This is a genomic window from Halomonas sp. KAO (assembly GCF_015595025.1).
Lineage (GTDB): Bacteria > Pseudomonadota > Gammaproteobacteria > Pseudomonadales > Halomonadaceae > Halomonas.
In genome coordinates, this window is the sequence record NZ_JADNRL010000009.1 from 44434 (window position 1) to 69648 (window position 25215).

Sequence of the window (25215 nt, forward strand, 5' to 3'; positions counted from 1 at the left end):
AATGGTGTTCGTGGGGCATTGCATTGTAGGGGGCGGATCTGGCCGGCTGGCGACCATATCGCGCGATACCTCTCGCTTTTACGAGGCGAGGGCGCCTGGTAATGGTAATCGCTCGATAAATCGCGCTCCTACGATGTTGCTGCGACAGTTATACCGTCATGGCATTGGCTAGGGCGCTCAAGGTCTGGTCGATCTGCTCACGGGTGTGCTCGCAGCTGAGGAAGAAACGCAGCCTGGCGCTCTTCTCGGGAACGGCGGGGTGGAGGATAGGTTGGACGTTGATGCCCTGTTCGAACAGGTCGTGGGAGAGCCTGGCGGCGAGGGGGGAGCTGCCGACGATCACCGGGATTACCGCGGCGCCGATGCTGTGGCCGGTGTCGAACCCCATCTCTCGAGCCTGCTCCAGAAAGTAGCGCGAGATGTCATGCAGGGCCTGGACCCGTTCGGGCTCCTTCTGCATCAGCTGCAGTGCGGTAAGCGCCGGGGCGGCGACCTGGGCGGGCATGCCGACGCTATACAGAAACCCCGGTGCCAGGTAGCGCAGGGTCTCCACCAGGGCGGTGCAGCCGGCGATATAGCCGCCGCAGCCGGCCAGGCTCTTGCTCATGGTGCCCATCCAGATATCCACCTCGTCGGCGGGCAGGTCGAAGTGCTCGCGCAGGCCGAGGGCGTGATCGCCCAACACCCCGAAGGAGTGGGCCTCATCGACCATCAACCAGGCCTGGTGGCGGCGCTTGAGTTCGATAAAGCGCGGCAGGTCCGGCACATCGCCATCCATGCTGTAGAGCCCTTCGATCACGATCAGCACACGCTCGAACTGGCCGCGATGCCGGGTGAGCATTGCATCCAGCGCCGCGGCGTCATTGTGGGGGAAGGGAATTCGCTTGGCCCCGGAGAGCTGGGCCCCCACCAGTGAGCTGTTGTGAATGTACTCATCATGGAGCACCAGGTCCCGGGGGCCCAGCAGATAGCCGAGGGTGGAGACGTTGGTGGCATGCCCACTGACGAAGGCGACGGCGTCTTCCACCCCGTAGGCCGCGGCGATGGCCTGCTCCAGTTCCCGGTGGATCGGGCGCTCACCGGAGACCACGCGGCTGGCCGAGACTGAGCTGCCGTAGCGCTCGAGGGCCTGCTGGCCGGCGTGGTTGACCCGCGGGTCGCCGGAGAACCCCAGGTAGTTGTAGCTGGCGAAGTTGATGACCTCGCGGCCCTCGATGATCGAGGTGGCCCCGGCATTGCCCTCATGCACCTTGAAGAAGGGATCCGTCAGGCCGAGCCGACGCGCGCCCTCGCGCATCATGCTGATCTGCTGGTAACCGGGGTGCGCGTCGAAGCGGGTAAAACGTTCCGGCACGCGGCTGGTCGTGCCGGCCTCAGGCGGTGTCCCCGGTGCCGTCGACAAGGGCGCCCCCGCCTTGTCACGCGGACGCTGGCGCTTGCGGGACTGGGCCAGTAGCTGGTTCTTGAGCTCGACACGGCGCTGACTCATGACGGGGCTCCCTCGTTGTGCCTGGCATCCGGGGCGAGCTCGTCGGCACCATGCTGGCTGGTCAGTGCTGCGAGGTGCTCGCCATCGTCCGCCTCCTGGTCGCCGCCATGCTGCAGCTTCTGAATCAGCACCCCGGCCAGCTTGTCGATGGTGGAGGCTTCACTGAGCACCATCACCGGTACATTGATACCGATACGTGACTCGATGGCAGTCATCAGCTCGACCCCCATCAGCGAGTCGAAGCCCATCTCGTAGACCGAGCGCTGGGTATCGATCTTCTCCTCATCGATCAGCAGGATGGCGGCGAGCTCGGCGCGCAGCAGGTCGATCACCGCCGTGTGCAGCTCCTTGGGGCTCAGCGTGGCGAAGAGCTCCGCGAGGTTGTCGCCGTTGTCATCGTTATGGCCATCATCATCGGCCTGGCGGGCGATCTCGTTGAAACGCGGGCTCTGGGCGGTAGGCAGGAAGCGCGCCAGGGCCGACCAGTCGAGCTCCAGCACGCCCAGGCTGGGGCCGCCGAGCTGCTCGTCGCGACCCAGCAGCAGCTGTTCCATCACCCTCAGGGCATCATCGGAGCGCAGTGCCGCGCCACCCAGTCGCTCCTGCAGGGCGTCGCGGGTGCGGGTGTTGCGGGCCAGGAAGCCCACATCCTCGATGGCCCCCCAGCGCAGGCAGGTGGCGGGCAGGCCCTGGTGGCGACGCGCCGCCGCCAGCGCCTCGAGCCAGTGGTTGGCGGCCACATAGCTGGCCTGGCCCGGGTTGCCGAACAGGGTGGTGGCCGAGGAGTACATGACGAAGAAGTCCAGATCGGCGCCGCGGGTCAGGGCATCCAGATGGCGGGCGCCGTCGATCTTGGGGGCCAGCACCCGGCGGATGCGCGCCTCGTCCAGGTTCCGAATCAGGCCATCGTCGATTACCGTGGCGGCATGCACGACGCCACGCAGGGGGGGAAGCGTGGCACGGCACTCGCCGAGCAGCGCCTCCAGCGCCTGGCGGTCGGTGATATCGCAGGCCGCGGCCACCACCTCGACCCCCATGGCCTCGAGCTCGGCGATGCCGGCCCGGGCCTCGTCGCTTGACGAACCGCTGCGCCCCACCAGTACCAGGTGGCGGGCGCCGTTTTTCGCAAGCCACTGGGCGGTCTTCAGGCCGAAACCGCCCAGGCCACCGGTGATCAGGTAGCTGGCCTCGGCCGGTAGGCTGAGGCCAGCCCCCGGCTTGTGTCGGAATTCCGCGGGAGCCTGGGCCTGTTCGTGGGTGACCACCACCTTGCCGATCTGGCGTGCCTGCTGCATATAGCGGAAGGCCTCGACTACCTGCTGGCTTGCAAAGGCGGTATAGGGCAGCGGGGTGAGGGTGCCGTCCTGGAACAGCGCCATCATCTCGCGGAACAGCTGGCCGGTGAGCTCGGGAAGCTCCTTCATCAGCTGATCGGAGTCGATGCCGAAGTAGCTGAGGTTGTTGCGGAACGGGCGCAGCCCGATATGGGTGTTCTCGTAGAAGTCGCGCTTGCCAAGCTCGAGGAAGCGGCCGAATGGGCGCAGGGCGCGCAGGTTCTGGTTGATCGCCTCGCCGGCCAGGGAGTTGAGCACCACATCGACGCCGCGGCCTTCGGTTACCTCGAGAACCTCCTCGCCGAAGGTCAGCGAGCGCGAGTCGTAGAGGTGCTCGACCCCCAGCAGGCGCAGGAAGTCACGCTTCTCGTCACTGCCGACGCTGGCATGGATCTCTGCCCCCAGCCAATGGGCGACCTGGATGGCGGCGATGCCCACACCACCGGCGGCGCCGTGGATCAGGATCTTCTCACCCGGGGCCAGTCGCGCAAGGTGCTTCAGCGCGTAGTAGACCGTAAAGAAGGTGGTCGGGATCGTGGCCGCCGCGGCGAAGCTCACGCCCTCGGGCACCGGTGCCACGGCCTGGCGACTGGCGATCAGCCGGTCGCTGAAGCTGGCGGGGCCGAAGCCCACCACCGCATCGCCCACCGCGAGATCCTCCACCCCGTCGCCCACGGCGGCGACCACGCCGGAGAACTCCAGGCCCAGGGTGGGGCCGGCGAAGCCGTTCTCGATCGCCTCGTCCGAGAGCAGGCCGAGGGTGTACATGACATCGCGGAAGTTAAGGCCTGTGGCCTGAACGTCGATCTCCACCTCGCCGGGGCCCGGCTGGGGCAGCGCGACCGGCGTCCAGCGCAAGTGGCGAAGCTGGCCAGGCAGTTCGAAGCCCAGGGTCATCGCCTGGCGTTCGCTCGGCTGCGGCTCCTGGTCGGTCTCGGCAGCGGGAGTCGGAGCCGGCACGGTACGCAGACGGGTGGCGAAGCGCTGGCCATCGCCGTCGAGCACGATCTCGGTTTCGGCGTCGGGGGCGGTCAGCTCGTCGAGCAGCGCCTCGATCACGGCATCATCGAGATCCCCTGAGGGGAGGTCGAGCAGGCGGACAGCGTAGCCGGTCGATTCGTTGGCCAGGGAGCGGCCAAAGCCCCAGAGGGCGGCGTCCAGATTGGGGGCGTCCTCCGAGGGGGAGCCGGCCCCCTCTTGCCACATGGGGGCGACGCCGCGGGTGATCAGCCATAGGCTGGCTTGCTCGCCGAGGGGCTCGAGGCACTTGGCCCACTGCATGGCGTGCTCGCAGCGCTGCTCTCCCTGGCGTAGATCGATGATAGTGACGGGTCGCCCTTCGCCATTCTCGATGGGGTCGACGGCAGCAGTGACCCGGGCCTGGTGGCCGCGGGCGGCCAAACCGGCGGCCAGACGCTCGGCCAGAGAGTGACCAGTGTCGTCGGCGATCAGCTGGTAGCTGACCGTCTCGACGCTTTCCCCAAGGGCAGAGCCCAAATCCTGCTGAGGGTCCTGATGCCATTGAGCATGGACCAGGTAGGCGCCGCGCTCGTCGTCTTCCAGCGGGATCTGTTCGATATTGCCGGCGCCGAGGGCTGCGAGTTCGGCGATAACGTCGTCGCGTTCCATGGCCTGCAGCAGGACGCCTTCGTCCTCGAGGCCAGGGGTGGCCAGCAGGATGTCGAGCCAGGCGCTGGGCTGGGTGCCGACTACCAGCAGCTGGGCACCGGGGGCCAGGCGCTGGGTCGTGGCCTGCAGCAGGCGACGGTTGCGTTCGCGGTGACCGGGCTCGAGGCTGACCAGGGCCAGCTGGGCCTGGGGTCCCCGGACGGCGGCGTCGTCCAGGCACTCGATATCGATCAGCGGGAAGCGCTGCTGCAGCTGCTCAGCCTGGTGCCAGGCCTGCTCGCCCACGCCGAGGATGGAGTAGTCGCAGCGATCGGGGTCGAGCAGATCGCAGAGCCGTTCCCCCAGCGCCGGTGCGGCGGCACCGGCCTCGAGCAGGCGCAGGCGCTGGCCGGCGGGCAGCTTCTCGAGAACCGAGGGCAGCGCCTGGCGCAGGGCCCCGGCGATCGCCTGCCAGCCGGCGGCCCCCGGTAACTGGCGCGTCAGGTTGGCCAGGACATCGGCGTTGAGGCCCAGGTCGTCGGCCGTGGCCTGGCCCTCCAGCAGCGCCGCGAGGTGCAGGCCGAAGCGCCCCAGGCGCTGTACCGGCGCGAAGTGGTCGGGATAGTCGCGCACCAGCAGCTGCCAGATCGCCTCGGGAGCGACCGCTTCCTCGTCATCCGTCAGCGTCCAGCCCTGTTCGTCGGCCTCGAGGCGGCCAGCGGCCTGTAGCAGGGCGAGCAGCTGGTCGAGCAGCCGGCGGCTATCGAGATGGGCCCGCGAGAGTTCGCGGTAGCGCGCCTGGGAGAGGGTGTTATCCGTATTAGCCAGTCGGCGCAGGGCCTGGGCGGCGAAGGCGTCGGCCAGGCTGTCGAGTAGTGGGTCGACTTCGTTGGCGTAGCGGCGGCCGGTCAGGCGCGTGAAGTCGTCGAGCAGGCTCGGCATGGCGGCATACAGGGCGCCGAGGTCGAGGGCATCGACGCTGCTGTGGCGCGGCGCCGGGGTCAGCGCCACATCCAGATAGCTGAAGCGCTGGTGGTGCTGACGACGCAGGCGAATCGCCTTGAAACGTGTCTCGCTGAGCACCGCCACGGCCTGTCCGTCGGCATCGAAGAGCTCGAAGTCGGCGGTGAAGGAGTGTGGCGCGCGCTTGAGCATGCGCGCATGGGCAAGCGTCGGCACGCCGGCATCGGTGAGCAGCTGGAGGCGGCCGACGCGCACCGGCACGAAGGCCATGCCGTCGCCGTCGATCCCTTGCCGGCGAGCCTCCTCGGCCAGCAGCGGAATAAACAGCTGGAAGGCGCTGTCGAGGATGCCGGGGTGCAGGTTGAGGGGCTCGAGGGTGTCGCGAACCGCGGCGGGCGGTTCGATGACCCCGAGGATGCTGTCACCCTCGACCCAGGTCCGGGAAATCGCCTGGAAGGCGGGGCCGTAGTGCAGCCCCAGCCGTTCGGCCTCGGCGAGATGCTCGGCCAGGCGGATATCGGGCTCGCGAGTGGGCAGAGGCGGGGCCTGGCGGCGCAGCAGAAAGCCACGGCTCTGCTCCATGACGCGGCCCACGGCATTGAGCTGCCACTCGCCTTCGGCCAGCGGTTCGCGAGAGCGAATCTCGAGACGGCCATCCTCGGGGGCGAGGTGCAGGCGCATGCGGCGGCCATGCTGGCCGTCGAGCAGCAGGGGAGCGCGGATCTCCAGCTCCTCGAGGTCCAGGAGCTCGGCATCATGCCGGTGGCGGGCGGCGGCCAGGACGAGTTCGACGAAGCCGGCACCGGGAAACACGGCCCCTTCGCCGACCACATGGTCGGCCAGCCAGGGCAGGCGGCCGGTATCGAGCTGGCTCTCCCAGGTATGGTCTTGCTGCGCCAGGCGATAGCCGAGCAGCGGATGTTCGTAGTCGCGTTCGAGCAGCTTCTGACCCTCGGCGGTGCCGGTGAGCCAGTAGCGTTCACGCTGCCAGGGGTAGCGGGGCAGCTCGACGAACTGGCCGGCGACCGGGAACCAGCGGGTGTGCTGCAGCGGCATGCCGCTGAGCAGTGCCTGGCCGATGGCCTGGGTCATGCATGCAGCGCCAGGCTTCTCGCGCTCCAGGGTAGCGAGCACTTGGCCGTCGCTCTCGCGGTCACGCAGGGCATCGCTCAGGTAGCGACGCAGAATGGGGTGGGCGCCGATCTCGATGAACAGGCGGGTGCCGTCGTCGATCAGCGCCTTGATGGCGTCGTCGAAGCGCACCGGCTGGCGAATATTGTGCCACCAGTAGTCAGCACCCAGCTCGCGACCGGTCAGGCGCTCACCGGTAACCGTGGAGATATAGGGGAGCGTCTCCTCGCGGGGGGTGATAGCCCTGAGCGAGTCGATCACCCCGGCCTCGATGGGGTCCATGGACGGGCTATGGAAGGCGTAATCCAGCGGCAGACGCTTGGCGAAGGTGCCGGCCTCCTTCAGGGCCTGCTCGAGGCGCGTCAGGGCGGCCGGGTCGCCGGCCAGGGTGACGCCCCGTGAGCTGTTGATACCCGCCAGGTGCACCCCCGGGTAGTCGCCGGTGGCGAGCCACTCCTCGATCTCCCGCTCGCCGAGCGCCACGGCGCTCATCTCGCCCTGGCCCCGGGTCTTGCCCTGGTGGTGGCTGCGGAAGTAGATGACCTTGACCGCATCCTCAAGGCTGAGGGCGCCACAGGCCCAGGCCGCGGCGACCTCACCCACGCTATGGCCCGCCACGGCGGCTGGCGCGATGCCATGGTGGCGCAATAGTCGGGTGAGGCCGACCTGCACGGCGAAGAGCGTTGGCTGGGCGATCTCGGTCTGAGCCAGTCGCTCCTCTGCATTAGGCCCCTCCCCACTACCACCCTCACCGGTGCGCCCCTCTTCGTTGCGCCCCTCGAGCTCGGCGCGCAGCGAGAAGTCGCCATAGCGCTGAAAGAGAGCATCCACCTCATCCACTGCGACGGCGAAGATGGCCGAGCCTGCCAGCAGGTCGGCGCCCATGCGTGCCCACTGGCAGCCGTTGCCGGCATAGATAAAGCCGGGTGCGCTGGGGTCGACCAGGCGTTGCCCCAGGGTGACCTCGGCGGGATCCTCCTGGTCAGGGTCGGCGAAGGTGGAAAGCAGGCGGGCGGCCTCGGCCTTGCTGTCGGCAAACAGCAGGGCGCCATCCCGATGGTGCTCGCGATGGTGGTGCAGGCTGTGGGCGATATCGTAGAGGTCGGCGTCACTCTCCTGGAGCCAGGCGGCGAGGTCGCCGGCCATGGCCCTAAGGGCGGGCTCGCCGCGCGCCGAGAGGCGCAGCGGCAAGGCACCGCGCGGCTCGGTGGCGCTGTGGGGCCTGATAGCGTCGTACGACTCAGCGGTGGACGCAGGCTGCGGCGCACTCTCCAGGATAACGTGGGCGTTGGCACCGCCGAAGCCGAAGGAGTTGACGCCGATCACCAGGCGGCCCTCGGGCTTCAGGGGGTGGGCCTCGGTCACGACCTCGAGATTCCACTCATCGAACTTGATGTTGGGGTTCAGCTTGCGGATGCCGATGGTCGCGGGCACCTCGCGGTGCTGCAGGCTGTAGAGCGCCTTGGCCAGGCCGGCCACACCGGAGGCGGTCTCCAGATGGCCGACATTGCTCTTCACCGAGCCGATGGGCAGCGGTGTCTGGCGGTGCTTGGCCAGGGCCTCGCCGATGGCACGGGTCTCGATGGGGTCGCCCACCGCGGTGCCGGTGCCGTGAGCCTCCAGGTAGTCGATCTCGTCGGGTGAGATGCCGGCCTGGGCGTAAGCCTGGCGCATCAGTGCCACCTGGGCGCTGGGGTTGGGAACGGTCAGCCCTGACTTGTGGCCATCGGTGTTGACCGACGAGCCCGCCACCACGGCGAGGATGTGGTCGCCATCGGCCATCGCCTTGTCGTAATCCTTGAGCAGGAAGAGTCCGGCCCCTTCGGAACGCACATAGCCGTTGCCGTCCGCGTCGAACACCTGGCAGCGACCGGTGGCGGAGAGCATGCTCGCCTTGGAGAAGATGATGAAACCGTAGGGGTGCAGGTGCAGGCTGATGCCGCCGGCGAGCGCCATATCGGTTTCGCCGGAGCGGATCGCCTGGCAAGCCTGGTGAAAGGCAACCAGTGACGAGGAGCAGGCGGTATCCAGCGACATGCTCGGCCCATGCAGGTCGAACACGTAGGAGAGTCGGTTGGAGGCGATGCTCGAGGTATTGCCGGTGGCGGTGGAGGCGTCGATAGCCGCCATGTCATCGGCGATGCGATAGGCATAGTCCATGCTGGCGATGCCCACGAAGACCCCGCACTGGCTGCCGCGCAGAGTGGAGGGCACCACGCCGGCGCTCTCCATGGCCTCCCAGGCCAGCTCCAGCAACATGCGCTGCTGGGGATCCATGCTGGTGGCCTCGCGCGGAGAGATGCCGAAGAATTCGGCATCGAAGCCGCTGATATCTCCCAGGCTACCGGCGGCAAAGGTCACGCTGGTACCGGGGTGGCGGCGGTCGGGGTGCTGGTAGGCCTCATGGCTCCAGCGATCCTCGGCGACGTGGGTCACCAGGTCCTTTTCGGCTTGCAGATCACGCCAGAACGTTTCGGATGTAGTACCCGGAAAACGGTGGGCAGCGCCGATAATGGCAACACGTCGAGTCATGCTTGCTCCTGCGAGTGACGCCGAGGCGCCACGCTTGTGTCCTTGGGGGTGTTATTTACGACGTCCTGTCGACTGGGTGAGCAGGGTTGAGTGTATTCAACAATCTGTTGAAGCAGTTCAACACCCAGTTCAGCGACGTGACGCTGAAGAGGGCACCGTGGTGGCCGGGATCGCTGCGTCGACCAGATCAGGTAGTCCGTGGTGCCTGCTGGATCGCCCAGGTGGCCATAGGCCTTGTCCATGATGGGCACATGATCACCATACCAGCACAGCAGGCCACCTCGCGTCTCCTGAGCCAGGCGCTGGCTCACGGCGCCCAGCATGGCGTCCGCATTGCCTAGATGGCGCAGGTAGACCGCCAGATCGTCGAATCGTGCGCGCTCGCTGTCGCAGTCGACGTCTCGCGCCAGGCGCTTCCAGTCCTCCTTCCTGGGCGGCTCCAGATTCAGCGGGCCATGATTCTCCATGGTGATGACAAGGATGAAAAGTGGCTGGTCGTCGGCGGTGTCGAGGAGTCGGCACACGCGCTCGGCTAGCGCCGCATCGCCGATATACTGACCATCCTTCTCACAATCATCAAAATCACCGATATCCAGAAACTCATCGATGCCAAGCGCCGGCAGTACGCGATCACGCTGGTAGAAGCTGGCGGGGTAGGGATGTATGGCCACGCAGCGATAGCCCCACTGCTTGACCGCACGTAGCAGGTTGGGGGGCGGCTGGAGCGAGAAGCGGGCATAGGGGCTGAACTGGTGAATCCCCAGTCCTTCTGGTGTCAAGCCACTGAGAAAGGCGGCCTCCGTGCGAACCGTATTGGCGCCCCAGGCGGGCACCGTCAGTGGGCCATGAGAGAGGCTCGTGGCCTTTAGCCGGTCCCAGTGGGGGAGCACGTCCGGGCAGACGGCATCGCTCCAGCGACGCGGGTCGAAGAATGACTCGCTCTGCACCGCCACCACATGGGGCAGCCCATCGCGATTGACGGTGGGCGGAGTGCGGAACTCCTGCGGCGATCGCCGCTCGTCCAAGGGTTGCTTGAGCCGGCGCGCATAGCTCCATAGATAGGCGTAGAGCCCCAGCGCGACCAGGTCTTCGGCGGGCCGCAGGGTAATCGCCGGCAGACGCCGCAACCCGGCCACCATCAGGCCAATACCCGCCACCGTCAGTGCGGCGACGGAGAGCAGGGCGGCCTTGGTCCCCACGTCGTCGAGCCACCAGGGCTCGAGCCACAGGAAGGCGGCGATGGCGAAGGCCCCGGCCAGGCTTGCGCCGATCGCCAGCCCGATGCCGAAGAAGGGCACGTAGAGGCGCGGGTGACGCATGGCGTCGAGGAAGTAGGCGAAGTCCTGCGCCAGAAAGGGTTCCTTGAGCGAGTGCCACTTCACGTGGTGGCTCTGCAGCAGCACCAGCTGGAGAGAGAGGATAAAGGCGGTGGCAAACCAGGGGCGCTGCACCACCAGCAGATAGGCGGCATACAGCAGGCACCAGGTGCCGAGATGCACCAGCAGGGTCGCCGGTGGACGTTGCCAGCATGGCGTGACCCGGGGGCGCACCAGACCCTCCAGCAGGAGGCTGGCCCCACCGCCCAGCGTAAAGGCGAGCAGTAGGGCCGTCATGGCTTAACCCCGTAGCCGAACCAGCCCACCAGACGCTGGGCGAGGCCGGCGGGGAGCACGGCCAGACACCAGGTGCCGAAGGCCAGCGGGAAAGGAAAGCTGATGCGGGCGCGATTGCGCTGGACGCCGCGCCGAATGACGCGGGCCGCCCGCTCGGCCGACCATAACCAGGGCTTGGGGCCCGGCATGCCATGGGCCATGGCCGAGGCGACATAGCCCGGCATGACCACGGTAACCCCCACCCCATGGGGGGCCAGCCAGCCGCGCAGGGCTTCCCCATAGGCCTTGATGCCTGCCTTGCTGGCACTGTAGCTGGGAGTGGCCGGTAGCCCATGCCAGGCCGCCAGCGAACTGATAAAGACGATCTGACCGCTGCCCCGCGCCTGCATGCGTGGCGCGAGCTCCTGAGCGATACGCATGGGCACCCGTAGATTGAGCGTCATCAGCCGGCTGGCGGCGTCAACCCCCTCTCCGTTGCCGTCTGGCTGGTGACTGATATTGATACCGGCGGCCAGGATGACCAGGTCCGGCAGGCGAGCGTCCCTGAGCGTTTCCAGCCAGCGGAGCAGGGCGTCGGTGTCGGTCAGGTCGTGAGGCGACAGGGTGACCTCGGCCCCCAGGGCGAGGCATCGTCCGGCGAGCGCTTCCAGCGCTTGACGGTTGCGTCCGTTGAGCATCAGCTCGACGCCGGGTTCGGCATAGGCCAGGGCCAGGGCACCGCCGATGGCGCCGCTGGCACCGGTAATCAGGATCAGGCGGCGTTCGGCAAGCATGACAACCACGATTCCAGAGTGGAGTGTTCGGCTTCCAGCTGCGGCAGGGCATGGGTGATGGCCAGCTCGATGCCCTGCCGACAGTAGAAGCCGCCATTGATCTGGGCGCAGTGCAACAGGGTGGTAAGAAAGGCCTGAAGCAGTGCTCTGTCCGGGGGCGTTGCCTGCGTCCAGAACTTGTCCAGTGAGCCCGCGTGGGTTAGCCCCGGCAGGGCGTAGATCGGGTCGCTAAGGGTCAGCGTGGGGCAGCCATTCTCCAAGGCGACCAGCCCCGAGGTGCTGTTGACGGTGACCATGCCGGCCGCCTTTTTGAGCAGCAGGTTGAGATCACCAGTCTCCAGATAGTGGATTCTCCCAGTCAGCCCCAGCTCGGCCTCCAGGCGGTTCAGGGTGGCGGCATAGTCGACCAGCCCCATGTCCAGTGGGTGGTTCTTGACCACCAGCCGTGCCTCTGGCGCGGCGTGAGCGGCGAAGGAGCGCAGGGTGGTGTCGATGACCTGGCGCATATCCTTGAACGGTGAATGGTCGCGGATCTGGGCGTCGCCATTGAGCTGCAGGGCCAGCACAAAGTAGGGGGCATGCCCCGTGGCGAGCCGTTGAATGCAGGCGCTATCACGCCGGTGGCGCCGTGTTATGCGTAGCCTGGTGAAGCGCTTGATATAGCCCAGATATTCACGCGGGGCCGTGACCGGGGCGTGGTTGCGATAGGCGGGAAAGGTCAGCGGGTTGACCAGCCCGGCGAGATGATAGGCGACGTCATGCATGGCACGTACCCGAAAGCGCGTGCGAAACCGGCTCGTCGCCGGCGCCGGGTCGAGCCTTGGGGCGACCTGCCGATACCAGGCGGGGTCTCTGGGCAGCAGCGAGTGTGCATTGACCCCTTCGCGCTCCAGGGTGACCCAGAAGGGGCGCAGGTAGCCCTCCTCGAACACATGGTTGCGCACGCCCCGGGAGCGAGCCACGGCGATGGCCGGGCGATGCACCGGGCGGCGGTCGCCGAACATCACCTGGTCGGTGATAGCGTATCGCTGGTAGAGGTCGGCCAGGAAGGTCGGCAGTTGTTCCAGGCGACCGCGAAAGTGGTGCTGGGTCAGTCCTCGGCGGTAGAGGCGATCCCCCGCATTGAAATTGACCACATGCACCCGATGTCCACGCGCGCCTAGCCGCTCGCCGAGCCGACGAAAAAACGGCGTGCAGGGGCCTTGCAACAGTAGAAAGGATCGTCCTTGGTCGCGCATCTAGTGTCGTCCGATGAAGTGGTTACGGTACCAGCGATAGAGGCGGTGGGGCAGTGACGGCGCGCCGGTGGTGCGTCGCTGCTGTTCCAGCAGGCCGACGACCGTTTCGACGTTGACGAGCCGGCGCGTGCGTGGCTCGACATAGGTGGGGTAGCGAATCAGGCAGCCGGCCACCAACTCATCCAGGGTAAGCCGGCGGGTCCGCCTCGGGCAGGTTGGCCCGCGATGCCGAGTGAGCCCCCAGCCCGCATAGAACGGCACTCCCCATGTCGTCACCGGGCACCCGCGCAGCAATGCCTCGAAACCAGCCAGTGAGCTCATGGTATGAAGTTCATCGACTCGATCGAGTAGTGCCGTAATACTTATGTCTGTCAGAAGGCAATCATACAGCTGTTTTGCCTGGGCATCGAGTTGTCCAACACGGGCGCCGCTCACGACATCAGGATGCGGTTTGTAGAGGAGATAGGCATCGGGGTGGGCAACCCGCACGCGGCGAATCAGCTCGGCGTTGGTGGCTATGTTGGGAGCGCCGAGGCGTGCCGAGGCGTCGCTCTCCACCTGGCCCACAATAAGCAGAATATGCTTGTCCTGGGGAAGCGACAGCCCGTGATCCTGGTCGCCAACGTTATACTTGCTCAGCCCCAGGGCAACGATTCGCTCACGCAGCCGTCTGGCTCGCGCTAGTAGGTGGACCGAGAACTCGCTCTCCTCGAGCAGTGTCTCCAGGTCGCTGGGGCGACTAGGGTCGTAGTGGATGCCACTGCCATCGATCACCAGCGATAGCGGCCGTACCAGGTCCACCCCGAGACCGACTGAGCGGATGAAGCCATCCTCCATTCGCCATGGCCTCGGCAGCGCTTGATGCCGGGCCAGTTTCTGGTGTGTCTGACGGTCGCTCGACCACACCAGCAGGTGCTCCTGGGGTGCTGGGTCGGCGTGGGAGACGCTCCTGGCGTGGCGCAGGCTGGCGCACCCTCCGAGGAAGTCACCAACGAAGCCCCGCTTCCACGATGAGAAGCCAATACCTACCCACTCGCCCGCCAGTTGCGCTTGCCGTCGGCGCTGGTCGGCAATCAGGTCGATGGTGGCTTCAAGCGTCGATGGTTCACCGGTATAGGGGTTGGCGTAGCGGCAGTAGCGCAGGTAGGCCGCAGCGAAGAGCTGCTCCAGGGTGCGAGACTGGCCTCGCCGTTCGCAGCCGAGACGGTCGTCGGTCACGCCCCAGCCGGCATAGAAGGGCATGCCATGACAGACGACCCGGCGGCCGGCCAGCAAGGCCTCGAAGCCGAGCTGGCTGGTGACGACGTGAACGCAGTCGACCGCGTCGAGCAGCCCCCATGGGTTGAGGTCGTCGCCCAGCAGCTGGCAGCGCGGGTGCTTGCGGGCCGCCTCCAGCAGGTGCCCCCGCTTTTTTTCTGCAATCACATCGGGGTGCACCTTGACCAGGATGTCGGCCTGTGGATGCTCATCGAGGGCAACCTGCAGCATGGTCTCGAAAGTGGCCGCATCGGCGAGTCCGAACTCGATGGAGGCGTCGCCGGCGGTTTGATCGACCACTAGGACCCTCGGTCGATCGGCGGGCGGCAGTGGTTGAAGTGGAGCATGGTTGTACTTGGTCAGGCGGTAGTGGCGCAGTAGCGCCATGCAGTAGCGGGCTCGCCCCAGTTCTTCTGCATCGAATGGGGCCTCGAGAATAAGATTCTCGAGATCCGACGGCCGGGTGGCGTCGTAGTAGATACCGGCATGATCGACCACCAGGCTATGTGGTTGATGGCCGCTGACGCCGAGCCCCCAGGAGCGTAGAAAGCCATCCTCCAGAGACACATAGGGAATCCCTCGGCGCGCCGCGAACTGTCGAGCCTTCCGGCTAGTTGGCTTCAGCCCCCAGCCCAGCACGGCATCCGGCCGTTGCCAGGGTCGCAGCCTGGAAAAGCGTTGAAATTCGCCGAGACAGGCAGGGAGAATAGCGAGTCGACGAATGCCAGGCGTGGCACAGGCGGCGGTTAGGGGAGGCATCCTGCTACGTGCTCCATGCTGTAACGATGGGGGCGCATTGTACGCGATTCCCCTGGCGCTGGCTGACGATGATCGCCGTGTGGGGTAGTCTGGGCGTCAATATAGTCATCCCAGAGGGAGTACCGATGAGCGAGCTGAGAACGACCCTGGTGCAGTGTGATCTGCGCTGGGAGGATCCGACGGCCAATTGCCGGATGCTGGAGGAGACGCTTGGCGATCTCGGGGGGGATGACACCGACCTGATCGTTCTGCCGGAGATGTTTGCGACGGGCTTCACCATGAACTCTCGCGAGATGGCCGAGCCCATGGGTGAGAGTGCCACCGTGGCCTGGCTAAGGGAGCAGGCGTGGCAGCGGGGCTGCGTGGTCACCGGTAGCGTGGCGGTGGTCGACAATGGCGACTACTACAACCGGCTGGTGTGGGCGCGTCCCGATGGCTCCTACGCCACCTATGACAAGCGCCACCTGTTTCGCATGGCCGGCGAGCACGAGCGTTATGCCATGGGGCACGAGCGCGTGATCGTCGAGCTCAAAGGCTTCCGGATTCTGCTCAGCGTCTGCTATGACCTGCGCTTCCCGGTCTGGCTGCGGCAGCAGCCGGGCGCTGACGAACACTTCGAGTATGACGCCCTGCTGTGTGTGGCCAACTGGCCGGCACCCCGGCGCCACCCCTGGCGTGTGCTACTGCAGGCGCGGGCCATCGAGAACCTCTGTCCGGTGATCGGGGTGAATCGTGTCGGCGAGGATGCCAAGGGGCTGCCCTACAGCGGTGACTCCATGCTGATCGATGCCAAGGGCGAGGCGCTGATCGACGAACCCGAGGGCACTTCCTTTGTGAAGACCGCCATGCTTTCCTTGGAGGAGCTGAAGCGATTCCGCGACAAGTTTCCCGCCTGGCGCGATGCCGACCACTTCCGCCTGTCAGATGGGGTGGGCTGCTGATGCGTCTCGACCGCTTTATCTGTGAATCCACCGAGCTGACCCGCAGCCTGGCCAAGAAGGCGATGCATCGCGGCGAGGTCTGCGTCGACGGCGAGGTCATCAAGAACCCGGCCACCCAGGTGAACGAGGCGAGTCGCGTGACTCTCCAGGGCGAGCCGCTGGTGCTGGTGGGCCTGCGCTATGTGATGTTGCACAAGCCGGCCGGCGTCGAGTGTACCGCACGACGCACGCTCTATCCGCGCGCCATCGACCTGATCGATCTGCCGATGCTCGACCGTCTGCAGACGGTGGGGCGCCTGGATGTCGATACCACCGGTCTGGTGCTGCTGACCGACGACGGTCAGTGGTCGCACCGGGTCACCTCGCCCAAGCGGCGCTGCGGCAAGGTCTATCGGGTAACGCTCGACGAGCCTCTCGAGGGGAGTCGGCTCGATGATGCCGTACGCGCCTTCGCGGAGGGGGTCGTGCTCGAGGGTGAGGAGAAGCCGACCCGGCCCGCCGAGCTCTCGATGCGCGAGCCGCGCGTCGCCGAACTGGTCCTCTACGAGGGCAAGTATCATCAGGTGAAGCGGATGTTTGCGGCCATCGGCAATCACGTCGTGGCCCTGCACCGTGAATCGGTCGGTCCGCTGGCCCTGGGCGAGCTTGCCGAAGGCGAGTGGCGCGAACTCTCTCCAGAGGAAGTTGCCGCCTTCTAGCCAGAAGCGATCGATGGCGATGAGTCGAGCGTCACCGCACTCCAGGTGGCGCTGCGATTGCGCCCCCCGTATTTCGCCTGATAAAGGGCCTTGTCGGCGAGCCCCAGCAGAGCGATGGGCTCGCGTGCATGACAGGGGTAGGTCGCCACCCCGCATGATAGGGTAATCGTTGGCAGCGCCATCTCGGCGTATCGCATTCTCAGCTGCCGAACGCTCTCGACCAGCGCTTGAGCACGCGCCTCGGCACTTTCGGTGGTAGCGCCCGGCAGTAGGGCCACGAACTCCTCGCCTCCCAATCGGCACACCACATCGGCATGGCGAAAATGATCCTTAAGGAGCTCGGCCACCGACATCAGCACGCTGTCTCCTGCGGCATGCCCATATCGATCGTTGACCTGCTTGAAGTGATCCAGGTCGATCATGATCAATGACAGTGGCGTCCCCTCACGGTCGGCGCGCGTTGCCTCGTGCTGCATCAGCTCATCGAAGTAGCGGCGATTCTTGAGCCCGGTCAGTGGGTCTTCATAGGAAAACTCCTCGAGCTTGCGCACCAGATGGTCGAGCTCGACGGTACGCGTGCGGACCTGCTCCTCCAGGTGGTGATGGAGCCGGGTAAGTTGGTGTTGGGTACGTCGATAGTCCCATAGCGACACGCCGACGATGGTAAGTGAAAAGACCAGCAAGCCCAGGCTGACGGGCACCTGGCGCCACGCTAGAAGACCGTGGGCAACTGCCATATCCGCCAGCAGCAGGCCCGCCATGATCGCGAAGCTGCCGATGATCCAACGCTGTTCACCCTTTAGGCGGCTGAAATCCCAGGCGGAAACCGCAAGCATCAAGGGCAGGGTGATCGCCAGCATCAGATCGAAGGGTGGATAGGTGCTGGCGATGGTCACCAGACCCAACTGGCTGAGCCCTACCGCACCGAGCAGATAAGTTAGATGCAGGCGCCAGAGAGCCTGAACGCAGCGTTGCGGAACCCCTGTCATCCAGTGCGTGAGTAGCATCCCGATCCCCACTGGCAGGATGAAGTACCCGGCAGCCGCCAGGCCGTCCCAAATTAATGGTCGGTTCACAAGCAGCTGGCTGGCTTGTGTCTCGGCAAAGATCATGGTGCTGGCCGCCAGTGAGAAAAGCGCCACCGCTCCTAGGCTGTGGCGCTGGGTGCCTACAAGGGCAAAGCAGCCGGCGAGCAGGGCGACGAGCAACGAGAAGGCACTGATCACTACATCGGTCCAGGAACGCTTCATGACCAATGTCAGCAGGTCAAGACGATCCAGAACCATCGCTTCTCCCCAGAGGCCGATATCGGTGTAATCGGAGAACACCCTGATATGTAGGGGCTTGCCGGCAAAGTCGTCCGGCAGCTCGATCATATGCCAGGGCCACCCCGCAAACTCGCCGCGGCCCCGAGCGTCAAACTCGCCGTACTGATACAGCGGCTTTCCATCAAGGTAGAACTGGGCAATCAGGTCGATGCTGTAGATGTATAGGACAGGGTCTCGCCACTCCCCTGCGGGGAGCACCGTTCGTAGCCACAGGATTTCGTGATTCTGGCGGTCGGGAGGGTTGGAGGGGAAGTCGATGGCCTGCCAGCCGGCCTCTCCGGTTTCGTTTAGCCAGGCGAGAGACCCTGAGGGATCCACGGGCGAGTCGCCCCAGCGCCACTCCCACCCGGCGATCGGCTGTGATGGCGACGCAGTGGCGACGGGTGTCGCCAGCAAACACAACAGGCTCAGCAGCAGGGCTAGGCAGGGGCGCATGGGGCACCGCTTGAAAACGGGACAACGCCGATTATAGACCGGACTTCGGGTTGCGCCCCCATCGACTCAAACGGGGAGAATCAACGCAAGGTTGGTCATGTCTGTCGGCTCGCCGCGGCCACCAGGGCGCGGGTATAGTCGCTGCGTGGCCGTTCGAGCACCCCCAGGCAGTCGCCCTGCTCCACGACCTCGCCCTCCTTGAGTACCAGGATGCGGTGCGCCATGGCGCGTACCACCGCCAGGTCGTGACTGATAAACAGATAGCTGATGCCGTGTCGCGCCTGGAGGTCGCGCAGCAGTGCCACCAGCTGTTTCTGCACGGTGCGGTCCAGGGCCGAGGTGGGCTCGTCGAGCACCAGCAGTGCCGGTTGGAGGATGATCGCCCTGGCCACGGCGATACGCTGGCGCTGGCCCCCCGAGAACTCATGGGGGTAGCGGTCGGCGCACGCCTCGGGAAGCCCCACCTCGCGCAGGGTATCGGCCACGCGGCGGCGGACTTCCCCCTCCTCGAGCTCCGGGTGGTGGAAGCGCAGCCCCTCGCTGACGATATCGGCGACCGGCAGTCGAGGGGAGAGCGAGCCGTAGGGGTCCTGGAAGACGATCTGCACCCGCTGGCGCATGCGCCGCAGGGCGCCGCCGGAGAGACCGTCCAGGCGGGTGCCATCGAGATGGATCTCGCCGTGACTCTGCACCAGACGCAGCAGCGCCATGGCAAGCGTGGTCTTGCCGGAGCCGGACTCGCCGACAATGCCCAGGGTCTCGCCATGACCGAGCCACAGTGACAGGGGTTTTATCGCCTCGAAGGCCGGCGGGCGCTTCATCAGCAGCTTCTTGGGGCGCTGGAAGCTTACCCCGAGACGCTCTGCCTTCAGCAGCGGCGCCGCCGAGGCGACCGCCACGGGGCGGCCCTCGGGCTCGGCCTCCAGCAGGGTCCGGGTGTAGGCGCTGCGGGGCGAGGTAAAGACCCGCTCCACCGGTCCCGTCTCCTGTTCGCGGCCCTGGTTGAGCACGCAGACCCGGTCGGCGTGCCGACGCACCAGGTTCAGATCATGGGTGATAAACAGCATGCCCATGCCGTGCTGGTCACGCAGCTCGGCGAGCAGGGCGAGGATCTCCTGCTGCACGGTGACATCGAGTGCCGTCGTGGGCTCATCGGCGATCAGCAGCTCCGGCCCATTGGCGATGGCCATGGCGATCATGACCCGCTGACGCTGGCCTCCGGAGAGCTGGTGGGGCCAGGCGTCGGCCAGCTCCGCGGCGCGCGGCAGCTGCACCTGCTCCAGCAGTTCGATGACTCTGGCCCTGGCCCCCTTGCCGGAGATCCCCTGGTGGAGGCGCAGGGTCTCGCCGATCTGCTTGCCGACGGTATGCAGCGGATTGAGCGAGGTCATCGGCTCCTGAAAGATGAAGCCCACCCGGCCGCCGCGCAGGCCCTGCCAGTCACGGGCGCGCAGGCGGGCGAGGTCGGTATCGCCCAGCCAGCGGCCGCCGGTCACGCGGGCGTTGCCCGGCAGCAGGCCCATGGTGCCCAGCGCCGACACCGACTTGCCGGACCCTGATTCGCCGACCAGAGCCAGGGTCTCCCCACGCCTGACGCTGAGGCTCAGGCAATCCACCACGCTGACGCCGTCGAAGGCGATAGAGAGGTCCTCGAGACGCAACAGGTCAGGCATCGGCGGGTCTCCTCTCGATGGCCGGGTCGGGGGCAGCATGCTGGATATGCCGGGGATCGAAGGCATCACGCAGACCCTCGCCGATAAATACCAGCAGCGAGAGCATCAACGACAGGCTGACGAAGGCGGTGATGCCGAGCCAGGGGGCATGCAGGTTGTTCTTGCCCTGGGCGACCAGCTCGCCAAGCGAGGGTGAGCCCGGCGGCAGGCCGAAGCCCAGGAAGTCCAGGGCGGTGAGGGTGGTGATGGCGCCGGTAAACAGGAAGGGGATAAAGGTCAGGGTGGCGACCATGGCGTTGGGCAGCACATGCCGCCACATGATCAGCCGTGGTGTCAGCCCCATGGCGCGCGCCGCCCGCACATACTCGAGGTTGCGGGCGCGCAGGAACTCGGCGCGCACCACGTCGACCAGGCCGAGCCAAGAGAACAGCAGCATGATGCCGAGCAGCCACCAGAACCCGGGCTGCACGAAGCTGGCCAGGATGATCAGCAGGAAGAGCACCGGCAGGCCCTGCCAGATCTCGGTGAAGCGCTGGCCGATCAGGTCGGTCTTGCCACCGAAGTAGCCCTGAATGCCGCCGACCAGCACACCCAAGGCGAGGGAGCCGGCGGTCAGCACCAGGGCGAAGGCCACCGAGAGGCGAAAGCCATAGATCACCCGGGCCAGTACATCACGCCCCTGGTCGTCGGTGCCCAGCCAGTGGCGAGCATCGGGGGGGGCCGGCGAGGGGCGCATCATCTGCATGTCCAGGGTCTGGTACGAGAAGGGCACCGGCGGCCACAGCGCCCAACCGTGCGTCGCGATCTGCTCGCGCACGAAGGGGTCGTGATAATCGGTGGTGGTCGGCAGGAAGCCATCGAACTCGGTCTCGGGGTAGTCGATCAGCAGTGGTACATACCACTCCCCCTGATACTGCATCACCAGGGGCTTGTCGTTGGCGATCAGTTCGGCGGCGAGGCTCACCACGAACAGGGCGCCGAAGATCCAGAGCGAGACCCAGGCACGGCCATTGGCCCGGAAGACCCCGAAACGGCGCCGCGTGATGGGGGAGAAGCGCCCCGCCAGCTTGGTAAAGGCAGAGACCATCGGCTCAGGACTCCCGTGTCTCGAAGTCGATGCGGGGATCGACCCATACATAGGTGAGGTCGGAGACCAGCTTGAGAAGCAGGCCGATCAGCGTATAGAGGAACAGGGTGCCGAAGATCACCGGGTAGTCGCGCTGCATCACCGCCTCGAAGCCGAGCAGCCCGAGCCCCTCCAGGGAGAAGATCACCTCGATCAGCAGCGACCCGGTGAAGAAGATCGAGATCAGCGCGCCGGGGAGGCCGGCGATGATGATCAGCATGGCGTTGCGGAAGACATGGCCGTAGAGCACGCGCTGGTCGCTGGCCCCCTTGGCGCGAGCGGTCAGCACATACTGCTTGTGAATCTCGTCCAGGAAGCTGTTCTTGGTGAGCATGGTCAGGGTGGCGAAGCTGCCGATGGTCATGGCGATCACCGGCAGGGTGATGTGCCAGACATAGTCCTTGATCTTGCCCCAGACCGAGAGGTCATCGAAGTTCGGGGAGGTGAGGCCGCGCAGGGGGAAGAGGTCCCAGTAGCTGCCGCCGGCGAACAGCACGATCAGCAGGATGGCGAACAAAAAGCCGGGTATGGCATAGCCGACGATGACCAGCCCCGAGGTCCAGACATCGAAGCGCGAACCGTGGTGCAGGGCCTTGCGAATCCCCAGCGGAATCGAGATCAGATAGACCAGCAGGGTGGTCCATAGCCCCAGCGAAACCGACACCGGCAGACGCTCGATCATCAGTTCGATGACCGGTCGGTCGCGAAAGAAGCTGACCCCGAAGTCGAGGGTGGCGTAATCCGCCAGCATGCCGATGAAGCGCTCGTGGGCGGGCTGATCGAAACCGAACTGGGCCTCTAGCTGTTCGATAAAGCGTGGGTCGATGCCTCTCGCACCCCGGGACTCATCCTGCACCACCACTTCGCCACCGCCGGTGTCGAGCCGCGTGCTGGACAGGCTGTCGACTCCCTCGAAGCGGGCGAGCATCTGGTCGATGGGGCCGCCGGGGGCGGCCTGCACGATGATGAAGTTGAGCAGCATGATGCCGAGCAGGGTCGGGATCATCAGCAGCAGGCGGCGCAGGATATAACGGCTCACGTTTGCGGCCCTCGTGTTCGCAGCCCTCTTGTTCTCGGCCCTCTAGGCTGCCGGGTCTTGCGGGTCGTCGACATGCTCCTAGTCTCCCTGCTTGCGCTGTTCGAGTCGCGCGGCGCGCTCGGGGTCCACCCACCAGGCCTCGAGGTCCATGCCGTACCGAGGCGAGGGCTCGGGCCAGCCGAACTTGTCCCATACCGCCAGCCGGGTTTCGCCGGAGTGGTAGTGGGGAATGACGATAAAGTGGTGACGCAGTACCCGGTCGAGGGCCCGGGTGAGGGTGTTGAGGGTCTCGCGGCTGTCGGCGCGAATCAGCTGCTCGACCAGGTCGTCGACGACCGGGTTCGCCAGCCCCATCAGGTTACGGCTCTGGGGCCTCTGGGCATAATCGCTGGTCCAGAACTCCCGCTGCTCGTTGCCGGGGTTGTTGGACTGGGGGAACTGGCCGACCACCAGGTCGAAGTCGAAGCTGCGTAGCCGGTTCAGATACTGGTTGATATCGACGATGCGAATGGTGCCACGGATCCCCAGGCGTGCCATATTGCGCAGCATCGGCTGGACCACCCGCTCCATGCCGCTGTCGTAGAGCAGCACCTCCAGCGCCAGCGGTTCCCCCGTCTGGGCATCGACCAGGCCGCCGTTGCGCACCCTGTAGCCCGCGTCCCGCAGCAGCGTGAGGGCGAGGCGTAGCCGCTCGCGCAGCGCCTCAGGATGCTTCATGGGCAGCGGCTCGCTGAAGACATCCTCGGGGAGCTGGTCTCGCCAGGGCGTGAGCACCTCGAGTTCGGCCTCGCTCGGCAGCCCCGTGGCGGCCATCTCGGAGTTCTGGAAGAAGCTCTCGGTGCGTCGATAGGCATCGTAGAAGATATTGGCGTTGAGCCAGGGGAAGTCGAAGGTCAATGCCAGGGCCTCGCGGACCCTGGGGTCCTGAAACTTCTCCTGGCGCAGATTGTAGATAAAGGCCTGCATCCGTGCCGGCTGGCCGTCGGGCACGCGGAGTTTCCTGACCAGCCCGTTGTTGAAGGCCGGGAAGTCGTAACCGGTGGCCCAGGTGGCGGCGCGCGCATCGACACGATAGTCCAGCACGCCGGCCTTGAAGGCCTCCCAGGCGATGTCCCGGTCGCGGTAGTAGTCGTAGACCAGGCGGCCGATATTATGGCGGCCACGCTTCACCGGCAGGTCGCGCGCCCAGTAGTCTTCCACGCGCTGATAGACGATGCGCCTTCCGGGGTCGACCTCGGCGATGCGATAGGGTCCGGAGCCGGGGTGTCGCTCCAGGGTCGGCGAGCCGAAGTCGCGGGTTTCCCAGTAGTGCCTGGGCAGGATCGGCAACTGGCCGACGATCAGCGGCAGCTCCCGGGAGTGGGTGGAGGCGAACTCGAAGCGCACCGTGTCATCGTCCAGGGCGGTCACGCTCTCGACGTCGGCGTAGTAGGCCCCGTAGAAGGGATTGCCCTGCTCGGTAAGCAGTTCGAAGCTGAAGACGACGTCCCTGGCAGTCAGGGGCTCGCCGTCGTGGAAGCGCGCCTCGGGGCGCAGGTCGAATTCGATCCACTCCCGGCCGGGGTCCAGACGGATGCCTTCGGCCAGCAGGCCGTAGAGCGAGAAGGGCTCGTCGGGGTTGCCCTCGAGCAGGGTGTCGTAGATGCGCGATACCCCGGCAGCGGGGGTGCCGCGAATGATAAAGGGATTGGTGGAGTCGAAACTGCCCCCCACGGCGGCCTGCGTCAGGCTGCCCCCCTTGGGCGCTTCGGGGTTGACGTAGGGAAAGTGCGCAAAGCCTTCGGGGAGTGCCGGCTCACCGTAGAGCGAAAGTCCGTGCACGGTGGGAACCCTGTCATCGTTCGTCGCCGGGGCCTTCGGGTCGGGTGCGGCTTGGGCGCTGGCCTGAGAAGCGAGGAAGCCGAACAGGCCGAAAAGTGTAAGCAGCAAGAGATGTGAGGCGGCTAGGCAGCGGCGTGATGGTGTAGGCATTCTGACATCCCGTGTCGACGGTAACGCCGGCTGGCGCCGGCGTCGTTGCCTGATAAGGTGTCAGTCTCGAGCGTGAAAGACAATACCCATGCCGTGCTTAACGCGAGGCGAGGCTGCGGGTGGGAAGCTCAAGCGTCTGCCCCGGGCGAATCAGGTTGCCCGAGAGGCCGTTGGCCTGGCGCAGCTCGGCGACGCTGATGCCCTGGAGGGCGGCGATCTCGGCCAGGGTGTCGCCACGCTGCACCAGGTAGCGGGAGTCCTGGGTGCCGCCTGGCGCCACGGGAGTGTCGAGGCGTGCCAGCATGGCGTCGGCGCGCGCGGCGGGCACCAGCAGCACTCGATCATTGCCGGGGAGAACGGTGCCGCCGGTTACCCCCGGGTTGAGCTCGGCGATCGTGCCCTTCGAGACACCGGCGAGGCGAGCGGCCTCGTCCAGGCGCAATGGGCGCTCCACGGGGATCTTGGCGAAGGCCGGGGCATGCTCGATGGCGGGGAGGGTGACCTGGTACTCCTCGGGCGAAGCGATGATGGCGGCAATGGCCTTGAGCTTGGGCACGTAGTTCATGGTTTCGCGAGGCAGCGAGAGACTCCAGTAGTCGCCGCTTCTGCCCCGGGCGAGAGCCCGGCGGCGCGCCTTGTTGACGGTCCCGGCCCCGGCGTTATAGGCCGCCAGAGAGAGCTCGAGATCGCCCTCGTACCACTGGTCGGCCTGGTATTCGATATAGTCGAGGGCGGCGTAGGTCGAGGCTACCACATCCAGACGCCCGTCATAGCCGCGCTGCCGGCTCAAGCCCAGGGAGTCACCGGTGCGTGGCATGAACTGCCAGAGGCCGGCGGCACCGCGATGGGAGCGCGCGCTCGGATCGAAGGAGCTTTCGATAAACGGAATCAGGGCGATTTCACCGGGCAGGCCACGCTCCTCGACCTTCTGGATGATCCAGGCCAGCCAGGGGCGTGCACGCTCGGTGATTTCGGCAATATTGTGCGGGGACTGGCGATAGTGGTCGATCCAGGCCTGCACGCGTGGCTCGTCCAGTTCGTCCTGCCACTGGAAGCTGTCGCGCAGTTGGCTCCAGGCGTCACGGGGCTCAACCGCCAGTTCGTCCCAGAAGTGCTGGGACGTGAGGACCGGGGATGGAGTAAAGGTGGCGTGCTGCGCCGCTCGGGCACCACGGCTCTGGTCGAACGTCGCTGCCTGGATCTGGGCGCCGGCGCTCATCAAGGCCCCGAGCAGGGCCGCGCTGCTGGCGAAGGCGAAGAGCCGGCGGCGAGTGGTGTAGTAGGTCATCCGGTCGTGTTCCTCCAGG

At 66.2% G+C, this 25215-nt stretch carries 14 protein-coding genes; 2 read left to right on the forward strand and 12 right to left on the reverse strand.

Translation table 11 applies throughout. The annotated features are described in order from the left end of the window. Window positions 1–148: 148 nt before the first annotated feature. The 6 genes from IOC61_RS03355 to IOC61_RS03380 form a co-directional block, all read right to left on the reverse strand. Window positions 149–1489 carry an aminotransferase class I/II-fold pyridoxal phosphate-dependent enzyme gene (locus tag IOC61_RS03355; protein WP_195687460.1) on the reverse strand — a complete coding sequence of 447 codons (1341 nt, stop codon included), beginning with the start codon at window positions 1487–1489 and terminating at the stop codon, window positions 149–151. After that, a complete protein-coding gene (locus IOC61_RS03360) occupies window positions 1486–9057 on the reverse strand; it encodes a type I polyketide synthase (RefSeq protein WP_195687461.1) in 7572 nt (2523 codons plus the stop codon). The genes IOC61_RS03355 and IOC61_RS03360 overlap by 4 nt, the downstream gene beginning before the upstream one ends. Next, the gene (locus IOC61_RS03365) at window positions 9054–10670 is read right to left on the reverse strand and encodes an LTA synthase family protein (RefSeq protein ID WP_195687462.1); all 1617 of its coding nucleotides are present in this window, start codon (window positions 10668–10670) and stop codon (window positions 9054–9056) included. The genes IOC61_RS03360 and IOC61_RS03365 overlap by 4 nt, the downstream gene beginning before the upstream one ends. After that, complete coding sequence (locus IOC61_RS03370; RefSeq protein ID WP_195687463.1) at window positions 10667–11443, reverse strand: SDR family NAD(P)-dependent oxidoreductase; 777 nt, start codon at window positions 11441–11443, stop codon at window positions 10667–10669. Before IOC61_RS03370 ends, IOC61_RS03365 begins: the two co-directional genes overlap by 4 nt. Continuing rightward, window positions 11422–12585 carry a capsular biosynthesis protein gene (locus tag IOC61_RS03375; protein WP_324254678.1) on the reverse strand — a complete coding sequence of 388 codons (1164 nt, stop codon included), beginning with the start codon at window positions 12583–12585 and terminating at the stop codon, window positions 11422–11424. Before IOC61_RS03375 ends, IOC61_RS03370 begins: the two co-directional genes overlap by 22 nt. A gap of 96 nt (window positions 12586–12681) precedes the next feature. Continuing rightward, window positions 12682–14697 carry a capsular polysaccharide biosynthesis protein gene (locus IOC61_RS03380; RefSeq protein ID WP_195687465.1) on the reverse strand — a complete coding sequence of 672 codons (2016 nt, stop codon included), beginning with the start codon at window positions 14695–14697 and terminating at the stop codon, window positions 12682–12684. Between the two features lie 125 nt (window positions 14698–14822). Here IOC61_RS03380 and IOC61_RS03385 point away from each other — a divergent pair, with 125 nt between their 5' ends. Together IOC61_RS03385 and IOC61_RS03390 are read left to right on the forward strand one after the other, a co-directional pair. Further along, entirely contained in the window at window positions 14823–15638 is an 816-nt protein-coding gene (locus IOC61_RS03385) for an amidohydrolase (protein WP_195687466.1), read from the forward strand. After that, complete coding sequence (locus IOC61_RS03390; RefSeq protein ID WP_195687467.1) at window positions 15638–16336, forward strand: pseudouridine synthase; 699 nt, start codon at window positions 15638–15640, stop codon at window positions 16334–16336. The genes IOC61_RS03385 and IOC61_RS03390 overlap by 1 nt, the downstream gene beginning before the upstream one ends. Here IOC61_RS03390 and IOC61_RS03395 read toward each other — a convergent pair. From IOC61_RS03395 to IOC61_RS03420, 6 genes are all read right to left on the reverse strand, one after another. Then, the gene (locus tag IOC61_RS03395) at window positions 16333–18099 is read right to left on the reverse strand and encodes a GGDEF domain-containing protein (protein ID WP_195687468.1); all 1767 of its coding nucleotides are present in this window, start codon (window positions 18097–18099) and stop codon (window positions 16333–16335) included. The genes IOC61_RS03390 and IOC61_RS03395 overlap by 4 nt on opposite strands. Before the next feature lie 95 nt (window positions 18100–18194). Further along, window positions 18195–19772: an ABC transporter ATP-binding protein gene (locus IOC61_RS03400; RefSeq protein ID WP_195687469.1), complete on the reverse strand. Its 1578-nt coding sequence runs from the start codon at window positions 19770–19772 to the stop codon at window positions 18195–18197. Further along, the gene (locus IOC61_RS03405; RefSeq protein ID WP_195687470.1) at window positions 19765–20859 is read right to left on the reverse strand and encodes an ABC transporter permease; all 1095 of its coding nucleotides are present in this window, start codon (window positions 20857–20859) and stop codon (window positions 19765–19767) included. The genes IOC61_RS03400 and IOC61_RS03405 overlap by 8 nt, the downstream gene beginning before the upstream one ends. Window positions 20860–20863: 4 nt before the next feature. Continuing rightward, window positions 20864–21937 (reverse strand): microcin C ABC transporter permease YejB, encoded by a 1074-nt coding sequence (locus IOC61_RS03410; protein ID WP_195687471.1) that lies wholly within the window; start codon window positions 21935–21937, stop codon window positions 20864–20866. A 78-nt stretch (window positions 21938–22015) separates the two neighbouring features. After that, window positions 22016–23908, reverse strand: a complete 1893-nt coding sequence (locus tag IOC61_RS03415) for an extracellular solute-binding protein (RefSeq protein WP_195687472.1) — start codon at window positions 23906–23908, stop codon at window positions 22016–22018. A gap of 97 nt (window positions 23909–24005) precedes the next feature. Next, window positions 24006–25196, reverse strand: a complete 1191-nt coding sequence (locus tag IOC61_RS03420) for a transglycosylase SLT domain-containing protein (protein ID WP_195687473.1) — start codon at window positions 25194–25196, stop codon at window positions 24006–24008. Window positions 25197–25215 lie beyond the last annotated feature (19 nt).